The sequence below is a fragment of the Burkholderia sp. Ax-1720 genome (assembly GCF_011753035.1).
Taxonomy (GTDB): domain Bacteria; phylum Pseudomonadota; class Gammaproteobacteria; order Burkholderiales; family Burkholderiaceae; genus Burkholderia; species Burkholderia gladioli.
In genome coordinates, this window is the sequence record NZ_VWWK01000012.1 from 73,303 (window position 1) to 86,605 (window position 13,303).

Genomic DNA, 13,303 nt, shown 5'->3' on the forward strand with positions numbered 1-13,303 from the left:
TGACGACTTGATGACAATCACGGTTTTGTCTACAAATAATACGTCCGCCCGAGCGGAAACTCACCACCTGTTTCAATCGATACAAATCGCGGATACTGCGGTGGAGCGCGGCATGGCGCGATGATCCGACACCGCAAGCGCGCCAGCCTTTAGAATGTCGCGTTTGTCATGCACTGGGCCGGCACGGCGGCGACTTGCCGGCCTGAGAACGGAGCTTCTACCCGATGGTTACATCCCCGCAATTGCTCGCCGCCGTCGATCTCGGCTCGAACAGCTTCCGGCTGATCGTCGGCCGCGTCGAGGAAACTCCCGCGGGCAGCCAGATCTACCCGGTCGACGCGCTGCGCGAGCCGGTCCGTCTCGCGGCCGGCCTGTCGCGCGACAAGATGCTCGATCGCGCCTCGCAGGAGCGCGGCTGGGAGGCGCTCAAGCGCTTCGGCGAACGGCTGCGCGACTTCCACCCCGATCACGTGCGCGCGGTCGCCACCAACACGCTGCGCGTGGCGAAGAACGCCGGCGAGTTCCTGGTCGAGGCGGAAGCCGCGCTGGGTTTCCCGATCGAGGTGATCGCGGGCCGCGAGGAAGCGCGCCTGATCTACGCGGGCGCCGCGCATTCGGTGCCGGCCAGCGCCGGCAAGCGGCTGGTGGTCGACATCGGCGGCGGCTCGACCGAGTTCATCATCGGCCAGCACTACACGCCGATCGTGATGGAAAGCCTCTATATCGGCTGCGTGAGCCATAGCCGCCAGTTCTTCCCGGCCGGCAACGTCGACGAATACACCATGCGCCAGGCCGAGCTGGCCGCCAAGCGCGAAATCCAGATCATCTCGGGCGAGTACAAGAAGGCCGGCTGGGACCAGGCGATCGGTTCCTCGGGCACGGCCCGCGCGCTGGCCGAACTGGTCGAGGGCAATGGCTTCAACGACGCCGGCATCTCGCACGGCATCTCGCGCGGCGGGCTGGAGCGCCTGAAGCGCGCCCTGATCAAGGCCGAGAACGTCAACCGCCTGAAGCTGGTCGCGCTCAAGCCGGACCGCATCCCGGTGCTGGCGGGCGGCCTGTCGATCATGCTGGCGGTGTTCGAGGAACTCGGCATCGACTACGTCGACACCACCGACGGCGCGCTGCGCCTGGGCGTGCTCTACGACCTGCTCGGCCGGGCCCAGCACGAGGACATGCGCGCCGTGACGGTGGAAGGCTTCATGCGCCGCTACGGCGTCGATCGCCCGCAGGCCGATCGTATCGCCTCGCTGGCCACCAGCTTCTACGACCAGCTCGAACACACCGAGGATGTGTCCCGCGAGGAAGATCGCACCTTCGTCGGCTGGGCGGCCGCGCTGCACGAGATCGGCCTGTCGATCTCGCACAGTGCCTATCACAAGCATTCGGCCTATATCGCCAGCAATGCCGACATGCCCGGCTTCTCGCGTACCGACCAGGCTCGCCTGGCGGCGCTGGTGCTCGGTCACGCGGGCAAGCTCGGCAAGCTCTCGCAGTCGCGCGACGTCGAGTGGCCGCTGCTGTTCTGCCTGCGCCTGGCCGCGCTGCTGTGCCGTCGGCGAACCGATGCGGGCCTGCCCGAGATCTCGGTATCGGATGTCAAGAAGGGCGGCTACGAGGTCCGCCTGCCGAGCAGCTGGGTCGAGCAGAATCCGCTCACCGACTACAGCCTGAGCCAGGAAGCGGCGGAATGGGAGAAGGTCGGGATTCCGTATCGCGTGGTCTATACCGAGGCCTGACGCGCCTCGCTTCGGCCGGCCCGTTCCGGGGCCGCCCGTGCCTCGACGGCCGCACCCAGGTGCGGCCGTTGTCGTTTCCGGCCGATCCTTACGGGGTGCAGACGATCGCGGTCAGGAACGGGAAGGCGGCCTTCACGGTGGCCTGGCTGCCGGCGGCGCGCACCTTGGCCTCGACGGCGCTCTTCGAGCCGCGCACCACCACGCCGTAGCCCCATTCGTCGATCGGCTTGCCGTCGCCGTGCTGGAACAGCGGATCGTCCTGCTGGTAGCCGAGCACCACGTAGACCGAGAAGCCGTAAGCGCTGAGCGGGTGCTCGGTATGGAAGGCATTCATCGAGTTCGACTCGACATGCATCGGCTTGGTCTGGATGTCGCCGGCCTCGGCCAGCGGCGCGATGAAGCGATGGCCGTTCGACGAGCAGTCGAGCGCGGCGTCGAGCGCCTTGGGCTCGGCGGCGAGGGCGGCAGCCGAAGCGGCCAGGCTGATGGCGCCCAGCAGGGCGCAGGCGAGGCCGGCGGCCCCGAGACGGCGTGTTTTCATAGGCGGAAGATCGGTGATGTTGTTGTACTGGTCAACGAGGAAGCCGGCTGCCGAGGCGGCCGGCCCGCGATGCCCGGTGGCTTGAACAGGCCCTGGCCTGATCGTCCGGTATGTGACCGATCATAACGAAAACGCGGCGGCGGCGCAGCCTGGCCGCCGCCTGGCCGCCTCCACCCCGCCCATGGCGCGGGAGGGGCGGGTGGGCGAGGGCGTGCCGTGCCGCCGCGTGCTGCCGCTGCGGCCGCTTACTGCTGTTGCTGCAGGTACTGCCTGACCTGCTGCATGCTCACGCGGCCGCTGTGCGCGGTATCGATCTGCTCGAAGTTGCGCGCGATGAAGGGCAGGCCGTCGGCCTGGGCCTGGGCCTTGGTGATCGACTGGCCGTTGGCCAGCGCGCTGTTGGCGGCCAGGCTCGAGGCCAGCCGCGACTGGGCCTGCTGGGCCAGGTCGCTGCCGGTGGTGGCCGCCGAGGGCGCGGCGATCGGGCGGCGCGGCAGGAACGGGCCGTCCACGCCGCCCTTGAGCGGCACCGGGGTGGAGACGGCCTGTTGCGCGGCCGCCATGGCCTGGGTGGCCGGCAGCACCGGCAGCGCGAGCAGCAGGGCGAGCGCGAGCAGGCGCGCGATCGGATGGGATTGGATCATGGCTTGTCTCATCGATGAGGTTGGCGAACGCGGGCCGCCCGACGGGCGGCGCCGCGCCTGTCGGTTCAGCGGGCCGCGACCGCGGTCTTCAGCGTCGGCGTGCCGGCCGGGCTTTCGTCGGGCCAGGGCGCCGGCAACTGCGCCAGCGACAGCGCGTTCGAGATCGGCTGGTTGGCGAAGAACGAGACCAGGTCCGACCTGAGCTGCGGCCGCGCGACATTGTCGAGATAGATCATGTGGCCGCCCTGGTAGAAGGTCATCTGCAGGTTCGGGTTCAGGCCCGGCACCGTCTGCAGCCGCGCGAGCTGGTTCTCGGTCAGGAAGAACGGCGTGGCCAGGTCGTGATAGCCGTTGGCCGACAGCACCTTCAACTGCGGGTTCAGCTGCAGCGCCGCGAGCAGGTCCGGGATCGTGTCCGGCACCGCCTGGCCCGCGTGGCTGAAGTCCCAGGCGCCGATGATGTCGTTGTTGAGGGTGGCGTAGGTCGCGTTCGGCGCCTCGAAGCCGAGCTCGTTCGGCAACTGCGTGGCCAGCGCATTGGTGAAGGGCTGGGTGATCAGGATGTCGGAGGGATCCGAATCCTGTTGCAGGCGCGGGTCGCTGCTCGGCAGGATCACGCGGCCGTCATAACGGCCGATGGTCGAGCCCGGTACCAGGTTGGTGCCGTAGTAGTCGTTGCCGAAGTAGGCGTTCAGCGAGGCGACCGACATGTTGGTCTGCGTCGACCATTGCGACAAGGTGTTGTTGTCGGGGAAGGTCGGGTTCGGCACCAGCGGGCTGCCGGCGAAGAAGAAGGTCGGCGCGTAGGTGGCCAGCTGCGAATACTGCGCGGTCACGAAGTTCTGGATCTGCAGCGCGAACTGGCCGTTGCTGGTCGGCGCCGGCGAGACCTGGTTGAAGTAGGCCGCCACCTGGGCATAACCGAGGAAGTAGCCGATCATGCCGTCGGTCGTGTACTTCAGCTCCAGCGCGTTGTTGGCCGCGTTGCCGTTGGTGATCGCGTAGGTTTCGCCCGGATCCGCGAAGTAGTTGAGGATCGAGGATTGCAGCACGATGCCGGTCAGGTTCACGCCGGCCGATTCGACCGACAGCGCTAGCATGTCGGTGCGCGGCGTGCCGTAGGACTCGCCGTACAGGTAGAGCGGCGAGCTCGCGCGATTGTTCACCGCGATGTAGCGGCGGATGAAGTCGCGCATCACGCGCACGTCCGGGTCCGCGCCCCAGAAGGTCTGGTTGGTGTTCGGCGCGATCGCTTCCGAGAAACCGGTGCCGGGCGGGTCGATGAACACCATGTCGGTGGTGCCGATCAGGCTCTCGTCGTTGCTCACCAGCGGGAAGTTCGGCCAGTTCGTCATCAGCGGATCGGGCGTGGCCACGCGGGTCGGCGCGAACGAGCCGAGCCGCAGCCAGACCGAGGAGGAGCCGGGGCCGCCGTTGTAGAAGAAGGTGACCGGGCGCGGCTTGCCGTCCTGGCTCGGCGCCGTGTAGGCGACGTAGGACATGCTCGCCTCGGCCTTGCCGCTCGGATCGATCGCGGTGAGGTGGCCGGTGGTGGAGGTGTAGCTGACGGTCTTGCCGCCGCCCGTCCACTGGCGATGCATGACGGCCGCCGATTCGTTGACCTGCGAGGCCTGCAGGTTCGCGCCGGCGCTGGTGGAGTACGCGGTGTTGTCGGTGAAGGGATGGTTCGCCGAGGCGTCGACCGAGGCGATGCTGCTGCTGGTGCCGTCGCCGCCGCACGCGCTCAGCGCGAGCGCCGACATCGACAGGACGATCCCTCCGATTTGCCGAATCGCACGCTGCGATCCGCGACCCAGACCCTGGTTTCTCTCTTTCATTCTTGTTTCCTTTTCCTTTCGATTTATTTAAATCAATCAGGATGGTGATGCAATCGCGGCTTTATGGGCTTGAATTGCGCCAGATTCATTGTTTTTATGGTTTATCGACTCGCGTGGGTCGGCAAGCAGCGTAAGAATGAAAAATATTTGCGTCAATCGAAATTCGAAAAATTTCGTGTGGAGTTTTGTAACGGTGATTTTGTTGCGATGCGGCGCGATGGGCGGCGCCATCGGCAGGCAGGACGGCCCTGAGCGGGAGATGGGGGAAGGTACCGGTTCCCGACATCGGAAAAGGCAGGCGCGCGATTGACGGATTCGTTGCGCGGCGGGTGGTTCGAATGAACTATTCGGGTAATCGCGGAAAGTGGATTGGCTTATTAAAAATTTCTCGAATCTTTACCAATTGCTTTCATGTGAAATCCAGCCGGCGGCTTAATGGTTTATTCCGCCTCGATGCAGTCGCGCGATAAGGCGCGCGCCCCTCGGGGGCAGGGCGCGCGCCGGAATCTCAACGCCCGGTGCCGAGCCGCTCGGCGGCACGCTTCACCAGGGCCTCGCGGGTCGCGTAGATCGGCGCGTAGCGCTCGCGCACGGCCGCGACCACCTCGGCCGGCGCCGTCTCGGGGCTGCCGGCGTCGAACGGCGGCGCGGGCGCGTATTCGATCGACAACTGGGTGGCCTGCGCGACGGCGTCGCCATGCAGCTCGCGTGCGATGGTCAGCGCGAAATCGATGCCGGCAGTGATGCCGCCGCCGGTCACGAGGCTGCCGTCGCGAACCACGCGCTCGCGCACCGGCGTGGCGCCGAAGGCTTCCAGCAACGGCAGGAAGGCCCAGTGCGTGGTGGCGCGCCGGCCTTGCAGCAGGCCGGCCGCGCCGAGCACCAGCGAGCCGGTGCAGACCGAGCTCAGGTAGCGCGCGGTGCCGGCGGCCCGGCGCAGGAAGGACAGGGTCGCATCATCGAGCAGCAGCTCGCCGATGCCGCGGCCGCCCGGCACGCACAGCACGTCCACCGGCGGGCAATCCTCGAAGCGCGTATCGGGGCTCAGCGTCAGGCCATGCGCGGCCTGCACCGGCGCGCCGTCGCTGGAGACCAGGTGGACCGTCGTGTCGGGCAGGGCGGCGAACACGTCGTAGGGGCCGACCAGGTCGAGCGCCTGGACGCCGGGAAACATCAGCAATGCGATTCGATGGGACATGGCGAACTCCGCGGTGGAAATCCAAGAGGAAGATTTCGTGCCATGGTAGCCAGCGCATCGGGACGGGACAATTCGCTTGCCTGACAGGATCGGCAAATTTCCTGCCATCATGCGAGGCATCCCGCCGATCCCGTTCCTGGAGCCCCCATGTGCGCCGCCCTCGCCACCGTTTCCCATTCCGCCCGGCCGCCCCGGCGTGCCTGGTTCGTGCTGCCGCCGCGCGTGCACATGCTCGACCTCGGCGGCCCGCTGCAATTGATCGCCTCGCTGGCGCCGCTGCGCATCGCGGCGGTCGAGACCTGCTGCATCGCCGCGGGCGCGACCCTGGACAGCCATCAGGGCTTGCGGCTCGCTAATCTCGCGCCCCTGCCCGAGCGCGTGCCGGCCGGCGACTGGGTGATCGTGATCGGCTCGAAGCACGACTTCCGCGCGCCGCCGTCGGCCGAGTACGCGCAACTGGTGAGCTGGCTGCGGCGCGTGGTGGCGCCGCAGCGCGAGCGCATCGTGCTGGCCGGCGTCTGCACCGGCGCCTTCCTGCTAGGCGCGGCCGGGCTGCTGGACGGCCAGGCCTGCACCACCCATCACGCGCACCTGACGCGCCTGCAGCAGCGCCATCCCGAGGCGCGCGTGCTGGCGAACCGGCTGCTGGTCGACGAGGGGGCGCTGCTGACCTCGGCGGGCGTGGCGGCCGGCATCGATCTCGCGCTGCACCTGATCGCGAGGCAGTTCGGCGCGGCCGCCGCGATCGAGGTGGCGCGCGAGAACGTGGTGCCGTTCCGGCGCATGAGCGGCGACGCCGCGCTCGACGCGCAACTGCGCTATCGCGACCACGATCACGAGCTGATCCACGCGGTGCAGGATTTCCTGGTGGCCGAGCCGGCCTGCACGCTGTCCTATACCGAGCTGGCCGGGCGTTTCGCGCTCAGCTACCGACATCTCGCGCGGCGCTTTCGCGATGCCTGCGGCATCACGCTGAAGGCCTATCATCAGCAGTTGCGGATCGCGCGGGCCAGGCAACTGCTGCGCGACAGCGACGCGCCGGTCGAGCGGATCGCCGAGCAATGCGGCTTCGCGAGCGTGCAGGCGTTCCGCTCGGCCTGGCGGCAGATCGAGACGCTGTCGCCGAGCGCCTGGCGCGCGGCTTGAGTCGGGCCTGAGGCGGCGCGGCTGAAATGCTCCGCACGCGTGCCCGCCTCGCGCCGGCCGACGCGCTGGCCAAGCGCCAAGCGAGCCGCGGCGCGCCCATCCCGAGCCGGCGGTTATGGGGCAGGCAGGAGCGGGGCAGGCACGAGCGCGCGGATCAGTGGCTGCGCAGCAGCCGCTGCAGATAGTGCTCGCAGCGCGCGCGCAGCGCCTCCATCTGCGGCGAGTGCTCGTCGGCCAGCAGGCCGTCGACGAGGCCCGGGTGCTGGCCCGAGGTCGCGACCTCGTAGATCTCGCCGGCCAGGCCGCGCGCGGCCATCGCGATTCGAATCCGATCGAGCCAGTCGCATTCGACGCGATGGCCGGTCAGCCAGCCATGCGTCGCGGTAACGACGCGATCGGGCGGCATCCAGCGCCCGGTCTGAATGCGCGCGACCAACTGGCTCGTCACCAGGTAACGAAGCAGGTCGACTTGGGTCACAGAGCGTTCCTCCATGCTTGAACGGCGGCGTGGCGCCCGATGCGCCGCGTCGGGGCCGCGTCGGCGCGAATGGCCGGGGATGCGGCGGCGTTTCCCGTGTTTCCCGCCGATTCAGCAAGCCCCGTGCCACTCGGGCGGTGGCGGGCGGCACGCGGCTTGCTGCGCTTCAGGGTCCATCCAACACCGGAGGTCCTATGCAACACGATCCGACACGACCAGTGTGGCGCGCGCTCGCGATGGGCGCGCTGTGCGCGGCGCTGCTTGCCGCCGCCGGCTGTTCGAAGCAGAGCGACAGCGGCGGCGCGGGCACCGCGCCCTCGGCATCGAGTTCGGCGAGCGACAGCGGCGCGCAACCGGGCGCCGCGACCGGCGTGACGCCGGCGCCGATGTCGCCGGGTGCCGCCTCCGACGCGACGGGCGCCTCGGGTGCCGGCGATTCGTCCGGTGCGTCCGGGGCCATGGGCGCTTCCGGCGCCTCGGGCGGCTGAACGCGAACCCCTGAGCGCGAATCGCGCGAACCCTGAACGCCAACCCTCCCGCCGGCCGCTCGCCGTGCCGGCGGTTCAACCAGGAGGCCGAATGAACAGCACCCTGAACCCCGATAACGAGCCGCTCGACCCGGATGACGGCCGGCCCGTCGCCGATACGCTCGGCCCGAGCGATTCCTCCGACAGCGGCAGCGACACGCGCGGCGCGAAGCGTCGCCCGTTCGACATCGACAGCGAACTCGACGCGCATGCGCTCGAACGCGGCGAGGCGGCCGGCGCGGCCGGTACCGATCGCTCCGGCACCGGCGAGCGGGCCTCGGCCGATGGCGATGCGGGCCTGGTCGACAACGAGGACATCGAGCCCGATCGCACCGATCGCCTGGTGGGCGACGACGAGGACGCCCGGGCGCCCGACCCGACCTTGCCGGCCGGCGGGGCGGGATCCCGTCGCCGTTGATCCGGGAAATCTTTCAATAGGATTGAAGTAAACGACGAATCCGGCCGCGCCGGGATCCGGCCGGCCCCTACCGATCGAGGAGGAAGCGATGCAAGGACGCCATCCGAATCGCTCGCGACAAGCCCGCGAGCCTGCGAACTGGCAGGAGCGCAACGAACGCGCGTACTGGGGCCGCGACGAACGCGACCTGCCGCACTACGACGACCTGCTGCTGCCCGACGATGAACGCGATATCGATTTTCACGACGCCCGCGACCAGTTGCCCGGCGATCGGTTCGACGAGCGACGCTGGCGAGCCGGGTCGCGCGAAGCGGCCGGCCGCGATCGCGACGTTCCCCGGCCGCGCGAGCGCGACGGCTTCGACGAGGCGTATCGAGAGGCCTACCAAGAGGCATACCGGCAACCTCTCCGCCCGGACGCAAGAGCGGGGGCGGGGGACGAGCCGGGGCGTCGCGGCGAGCCCTCGCGGGTACACGGCGAATCGCGGCGCCCGGGCGCCAACGCTCGCGGGCCGGGCAACGCGGGCCGAGGCGACGACTACCGCGACCGGCCCGACGGCGCCCGGCTCGACGGCGATCGGCTCGACGAATTGGGCAGCGGCCACGGCGCGCCGTCCCATGCGCGCTACGACCCGCGCTTCGCGCCACCCGCGCGCGGCGGCCAGCGCGCCGCGCCGCGCATTCGTGGGCCGAAGGGCTACACGCGCTCCGACGAGCGGATTCGCGAGGATGTCTGCGAGCGCTTGGCCTATGCCTTCGACCTCGACGTCAGCGAGGTCAGCGTGGCGGTGCGGGAGGCTTGCGTGCGGCTCGAGGGCAGCGTGCCCGAGCGCTGGATGAAGCACGAGATCGAGGACCTGGCCGCCAGTTGCGTGTGGGTGCGCGACGTCGACAACCAAGTACGGGTGTCGCGCGATGCCTCGCGCGACGAACTGCCGAGGCCGCTGCCGCGCGCCGACGCGCTCTCGCATCCGGCCGCGCATCCTGGCTCGCCCGACCCGGCCGCGCATCCTTCCGGCGCGATCGGCCCGGCGGGGCCGGCCGGACCCGGGGCAACGACGGGCTCCGGGCCCGATGGCCGTCGCCACTGAATCGCCTTCGTCGTGATGACGCACGCGCGGCGAGGGCGGCGCGGCAGCACCCGGCGCCCGCCCTCAGCGCCGCGCGCTGTCGTCGAGCTCGTTCTGCAGGCCGTGGTCGCGCATCAGCGCGAGCCGGTTGTAGAGCGTCTTCAGGCTGATGCCGAGCGCCTTCGCGGTGCGCGGCTTGTCGCCCTCGAAGTGGCGCAGCGAGGCGACGATGAAGCGCTGCTGCGCATGCGCGAGCGTCGCGCCCAGCGGCAGCGACATCACGTTGTCGCGCACGTCGGCGCGCGGCGGCAACTGGCGCGGCAGGTCGAGGTCGATGTCGTGGTCGGCCAGGATGAAGGCGCGCTCGATGGTGTTGCGCAGCTCGCGCACGTTGCCGGGCCAGGGATAGGCGCGCAGCGTCTTCAGCGCCTGCGCCGAAAGCTGCTTGTCGCTGCCGTGCTGGGCGTTGAGCGCGGCCACCAGGTCACGCGCGATCTCCTCGACGTCGCCATCGCGATGGCGCAGCGCCGGCACGTGCAGCGCGAAGGCGGCGAGCCGGTAGAACAGGTCCTCGCGCAGCCGTCCGTCGCGGATCGCGTCGACCGGATTGTGGTGGGTCGCGGCGACGATCCGCACGTCCAACGCGATGGTCTCGGTGCCGCCGACCCGCATGATGGTGTTCGACTCGAGCGCGCGCAGCAGCTTGACCTGCATCTCGCGCGGCATCTCGGCGATCTCGTCGAGGAAGATGGTGCCGCCGCGCGCGGCCTCGAAGAAGCCGGTGTGCTGGGCGGCCGCGCCGGTGAAGCTGCCTTTCTCATGGCCGAACAGCTGGGATTCGGCGATGTCGGCGGGAATCGCGCCGCAGTTGACGGCCACGAACGGGCCGCCCGCGCGCGTGCTGGCATCGTGCACGAGCCGCGCGGTGATGTCCTTGCCGGCACCGCTTTCGCCGACGATCAGGACGCTGGCGCGGGTCGCGGCCACTTTCTCGATCTTCGAGAGCAGTGCCTGGATGCGCGGCGACGAACCGGCCAGCCGCCGGCCGTCGCTGGATGTTTTCGACATGAATGATGGATCTCGGGTGGAACAGCGTGCCTCTTCGTACTCCCTACACGGTCACCGCGCAGCGTGTAATTTTTATAAGCGCAAGCGTAGCCGAATCCAGCGCCGCTGCATGAATTGAAAATTCCAATTTGCCTACGGGGTACGGATAGAAAAAACCGATAATGCCGGGCGGCGCAGGCGACTCCTCTATACTCCCCGAATGCTTGGCCGGTGCGACTACTCGTAACGCCGCTCCGGCTGCCGCGATTCGGGACATCCTTACCGGGCGCGAGCCTCGTCGGTCAGCATTGCCGATCCTTACCCGCGATCCACGCAATGTTGCCGCGTGCGATCGCCTCACGGTCTCGACCGCGGCCGCGCCGCGATCGGCCGATCCGCACGTTGCCATGCGGGGGCCTCGCCTCCGGGCACGTGTCTTGCGACGGAGCATCAATGCCCTACATTCTGGTCGTCGAAGACGACGCCGACACCCGTGACATGCTGGCCGCGCTGGCGCACACGCAGCAACTGAGCTGCGATACCGCCGCGACCCTGGCCCAGGCGCGCACGCTGATCGCCGCCCACACGCCCGATCTGGTGCTCTGCGACCTGGTGCTGCCCGACGGCAACGGCATGGACCTGTTCGACGAATTGCCCAAGGGCGTGCACTGCGAGATGGTGCTGACCACCGGCCACGCGAGCCTGGAAACCGCGATCGACGCCCTGCGGCGCGGCGCGACCGACTACCTGGTCAAGCCGCTCAACATGCAGCGCCTGAACAGCATCTTCGCGCGCGTGCCGCGCACCAGCGTGCTGCACGAGGAGATCGCCTCGCTGCGCAGCGAGCTCAAGCGGCTGGGCCGCTTCGGCCGCATGCTGGGCAGCTCGCAGCCGATGCAGACCATGTACGACGCGATCAGCCGGGTGGCCGGCACCGAGGCCTCGGTGCTGCTGATGGGCGAGTCGGGCACCGGCAAGGAGCTGGCCGCGCAGACCATCCACGACCTGAGCCTGCGCCGCAAGGGCCCGTTCCTGGCCATCAACTGCGGGGCGATCGCCGCGAACCTGGTGGAGAGCGAGATGTTCGGCCACGACCGCGGCAGCTTCACGGGCGCGGACCGCCAGCACAAGGGCTTCTTCGAGCGCGCCGACGGCGGCACGCTGTTCCTCGACGAAATCACCGAGATGCCGGTCGAATCGCAGGTCAAGCTGCTGCGCGTGCTCGAGACCGGGCGCCTGACGCGGCTCGGCTCGGCGCGCGAGATCGACGTGGACGTGCGCATCGTGGCGGCCACCAACCTCGATCCCGAGGCGGCCATGGCCAACGGCAAGCTGCGCCCCGATCTCTACCACCGCATCAACGTGTTCCCGATCACGCTGCCGCCGCTGCGCGAGCGCGGCGACGACATCCCGATGCTGGCCGCCGCCTTCCTCACCCGGCTCAACGAGGAGAGCGGGCGCAACATGCGCTTCGCGCCGGCCGCGCTGGCGGCGCTGGCCGGCTACGAATGGCCGGGCAACGTGCGCGAGCTGCGCAACTTCGTGCAGCGCGCCAGCATCTTCAACGACGGCGAGCTGATCGACACGCTGCCGCCGCCGATCATGGCGGAAGTCTCGGGCGAGGCGGTGGCGGCCGACGACACGGTGTCGGTGCCGTTCGGCACCACGCTGGAGGAGGTCGACCGGCGCGTGATCCTCGGCACCCTGGCGCAATGCGGCGGGGTCAAGACGCACGCGGCCGAGGTGCTCGACATCAGCCTCAAGACGATCTACAACCGCCTCGCGCAGATCGAGGGCGGCGAGAAAGCCGACAAGGCGGACAAGAGCGACAAGGCGGCCGACAGGCCGGCCGACCAACTCGCGGACAAGACGGACAAGACGGCATCGTGAGGCGCGGCGCGGGCCTCGTGCCCGCGCCCGACGATGCCATGCCAGGGAGGGCGGGCCGCTGCGGCGGCCGGCGTGCAGCGCCCGGTCGGCAGGCAGCCGGCCAGGGCGGGAGTCGATCGGATGACCCAACTCGAATCAGGCTGGATGCGTAACGGCGTGATCATCGCCGCGCTGGTGGCGATGCCGACCGTGCTGCAGTCGCTGCTGGTCCATTACGGCGGCGCGAACATGCCGCTCCTGCTCTACTACCCGTTCATCGCGGGAGTGGCCTGGACCGCGTCGTTCGGCGCGGGGCTGGTCGCCACCCTGCTCAGCGCGCTGCTGATCTGGCTGCTGTTCCTCGGCGATCCGCTCGCCTATCCGCTCTCGCCGGCCATGCAGGCGATGCAGGTCGGCCTGTTCCTGCTGGTGGCGGGCGTGGTCTGCGCGGTGGTGGCGGCGTTTCGCCATGCGCGCCTGACCAACGAGACGCTGCGCCGGCGCGAGGCCGCCGCGCGCCAGCACTACGAGATCACCCTGGCCTCGCTGACGCAGGGCGTGATGGTGATCGACCCGCTCGGCCGGCTCACCTACCTCAACCCGGTGGCGGTCGCGCTGACCGGGCACCAGAGCGCGAGCGCGCACGGCAAGCCCTTCCACGAGATCTTCCACGGCTACGACAGCCATGGCACCGGCACCCGCGTGACGGCGCTCGAGCGCGTGCTGGCCGGCGGGGAGGGCGCCGCGGGCGGCGCCGGCGAGCTGCACTGGCTGCGCCCGGCCGGGCAG

At 69.4% G+C, this 13,303-nt stretch carries 13 protein-coding genes; 7 read left to right on the plus strand and 6 right to left on the minus strand.

From position 1 onward, the window contains the following. Window positions 1-224 precede the first annotated feature (224 nt). Window positions 225-1,739, plus strand: coding sequence for an exopolyphosphatase (gene ppx / locus F3J18_RS06335; RefSeq protein ID WP_017918444.1), 1,515 nt, complete (start codon window positions 225-227; stop codon window positions 1,737-1,739). A gap of 88 nt (window positions 1,740-1,827) precedes the next feature. Here ppx and F3J18_RS06340 read toward each other — a convergent pair whose 3' ends face one another. The 4 genes from F3J18_RS06340 to F3J18_RS06355 all read right to left on the minus strand — a co-directional run bounded on the left by F3J18_RS06340 (window position 1,828) and on the right by F3J18_RS06355 (window position 5,960). Then, window positions 1,828-2,280: a hypothetical protein gene (locus tag F3J18_RS06340; protein ID WP_013697377.1), complete on the minus strand. Its 453-nt coding sequence runs from the start codon at window positions 2,278-2,280 to the stop codon at window positions 1,828-1,830. Between the two features lie 245 nt (window positions 2,281-2,525). Continuing rightward, window positions 2,526-2,924 carry a hypothetical protein gene (locus tag F3J18_RS06345; protein WP_025099647.1) on the minus strand — a complete coding sequence of 133 codons (399 nt, stop codon included), beginning with the start codon at window positions 2,922-2,924 and terminating at the stop codon, window positions 2,526-2,528. Between the two features lie 65 nt (window positions 2,925-2,989). Further along, window positions 2,990-4,762: a peptidase S10 gene (locus F3J18_RS06350; protein ID WP_036052029.1), complete on the minus strand. Its 1,773-nt coding sequence runs from the start codon at window positions 4,760-4,762 to the stop codon at window positions 2,990-2,992. Window positions 4,763-5,270: 508 nt separating this feature from the next. Beyond that, window positions 5,271-5,960, minus strand: a complete 690-nt coding sequence (locus tag F3J18_RS06355) for a DJ-1/PfpI family protein (RefSeq protein WP_025099645.1) — start codon at window positions 5,958-5,960, stop codon at window positions 5,271-5,273. Window positions 5,961-6,107: 147 nt separating this feature from the next. Between F3J18_RS06355 and F3J18_RS06360 the strand changes: the two genes are divergently transcribed. Then, complete coding sequence (locus F3J18_RS06360) at window positions 6,108-7,106, plus strand: helix-turn-helix domain-containing protein (RefSeq protein ID WP_205195325.1); 999 nt, start codon at window positions 6,108-6,110, stop codon at window positions 7,104-7,106. Between the two features lie 154 nt (window positions 7,107-7,260). On the opposite strand, the gene F3J18_RS06365 is transcribed toward F3J18_RS06360, so the two are convergent. Continuing rightward, window positions 7,261-7,584, minus strand: coding sequence for a hypothetical protein (locus F3J18_RS06365; RefSeq protein WP_166912003.1), 324 nt, complete (start codon window positions 7,582-7,584; stop codon window positions 7,261-7,263). A gap of 194 nt (window positions 7,585-7,778) precedes the next feature. On the opposite strand from F3J18_RS06365, the gene F3J18_RS06370 reads away from it, so the two are divergent. The 3 genes from F3J18_RS06370 to F3J18_RS06380 all read left to right on the plus strand — a co-directional run bounded on the left by F3J18_RS06370 (window position 7,779) and on the right by F3J18_RS06380 (window position 9,619). Next, window positions 7,779-8,072 carry a hypothetical protein gene (locus F3J18_RS06370; RefSeq protein WP_044273733.1) on the plus strand — a complete coding sequence of 98 codons (294 nt, stop codon included), beginning with the start codon at window positions 7,779-7,781 and terminating at the stop codon, window positions 8,070-8,072. Window positions 8,073-8,163: 91 nt separating this feature from the next. Next, window positions 8,164-8,529 (plus strand): chemotaxis protein, encoded by a 366-nt coding sequence (locus F3J18_RS06375; protein ID WP_166912005.1) that lies wholly within the window; start codon window positions 8,164-8,166, stop codon window positions 8,527-8,529. Between the two features lie 88 nt (window positions 8,530-8,617). Beyond that, entirely contained in the window at window positions 8,618-9,619 is a 1,002-nt protein-coding gene (locus tag F3J18_RS06380; RefSeq protein WP_166912007.1) for a BON domain-containing protein, read from the plus strand. A 63-nt stretch (window positions 9,620-9,682) separates the two neighbouring features. On the opposite strand, the gene F3J18_RS06385 is transcribed toward F3J18_RS06380, so the two are convergent. Further along, complete coding sequence (locus F3J18_RS06385; protein WP_025099639.1) at window positions 9,683-10,666, minus strand: sigma-54 dependent transcriptional regulator; 984 nt, start codon at window positions 10,664-10,666, stop codon at window positions 9,683-9,685. A gap of 432 nt (window positions 10,667-11,098) precedes the next feature. Between F3J18_RS06385 and F3J18_RS06390 the strand changes: the two genes are divergently transcribed. Together F3J18_RS06390 and F3J18_RS06395 are read left to right on the plus strand one after the other, a co-directional pair. Beyond that, window positions 11,099-12,535, plus strand: coding sequence for a sigma-54 dependent transcriptional regulator (locus tag F3J18_RS06390; RefSeq protein WP_166912009.1), 1,437 nt, complete (start codon window positions 11,099-11,101; stop codon window positions 12,533-12,535). A gap of 120 nt (window positions 12,536-12,655) precedes the next feature. Continuing rightward, window positions 12,656-13,303: DUF4118 domain-containing protein (locus tag F3J18_RS06395; RefSeq protein ID WP_166912011.1), on the plus strand; the 648-nt coding region annotated here is incomplete at its 3' end.

Excerpts from the sequence above, each read along its gene's own strand:
- F3J18_RS06375 (WP_166912005.1), top strand. The coding sequence starts at position 8,164 with ATGAACAGCACCCTGAACCCCGATAACGAGCCGCTCGACCCGGATGAC.
- F3J18_RS06340 (WP_013697377.1), bottom strand. The coding sequence starts at position 2,280 with ATGAAAACACGCCGTCTCGGGGCCGCCGGCCTCGCCTGCGCCCTGCTG.
- F3J18_RS06345 (WP_025099647.1), bottom strand. The coding sequence starts at position 2,924 with ATGATCCAATCCCATCCGATCGCGCGCCTGCTCGCGCTCGCCCTGCTG.
- F3J18_RS06360 (WP_205195325.1), top strand. The coding sequence starts at position 6,108 with ATGTGCGCCGCCCTCGCCACCGTTTCCCATTCCGCCCGGCCGCCCCGG.
- ppx (WP_017918444.1), top strand. The coding sequence starts at position 225 with ATGGTTACATCCCCGCAATTGCTCGCCGCCGTCGATCTCGGCTCGAAC.
- F3J18_RS06385 (WP_025099639.1), bottom strand. The coding sequence starts at position 10,666 with ATGTCGAAAACATCCAGCGACGGCCGGCGGCTGGCCGGTTCGTCGCCG.
- F3J18_RS06370 (WP_044273733.1), top strand. The coding sequence starts at position 7,779 with ATGCAACACGATCCGACACGACCAGTGTGGCGCGCGCTCGCGATGGGC.
- F3J18_RS06355 (WP_025099645.1), bottom strand. The coding sequence starts at position 5,960 with ATGTCCCATCGAATCGCATTGCTGATGTTTCCCGGCGTCCAGGCGCTC.
- F3J18_RS06350 (WP_036052029.1), bottom strand. The coding sequence starts at position 4,762 with ATGAAAGAGAGAAACCAGGGTCTGGGTCGCGGATCGCAGCGTGCGATT.
- F3J18_RS06390 (WP_166912009.1), top strand. The coding sequence starts at position 11,099 with ATGCCCTACATTCTGGTCGTCGAAGACGACGCCGACACCCGTGACATG.
- F3J18_RS06380 (WP_166912007.1), top strand. The coding sequence starts at position 8,618 with ATGCAAGGACGCCATCCGAATCGCTCGCGACAAGCCCGCGAGCCTGCG.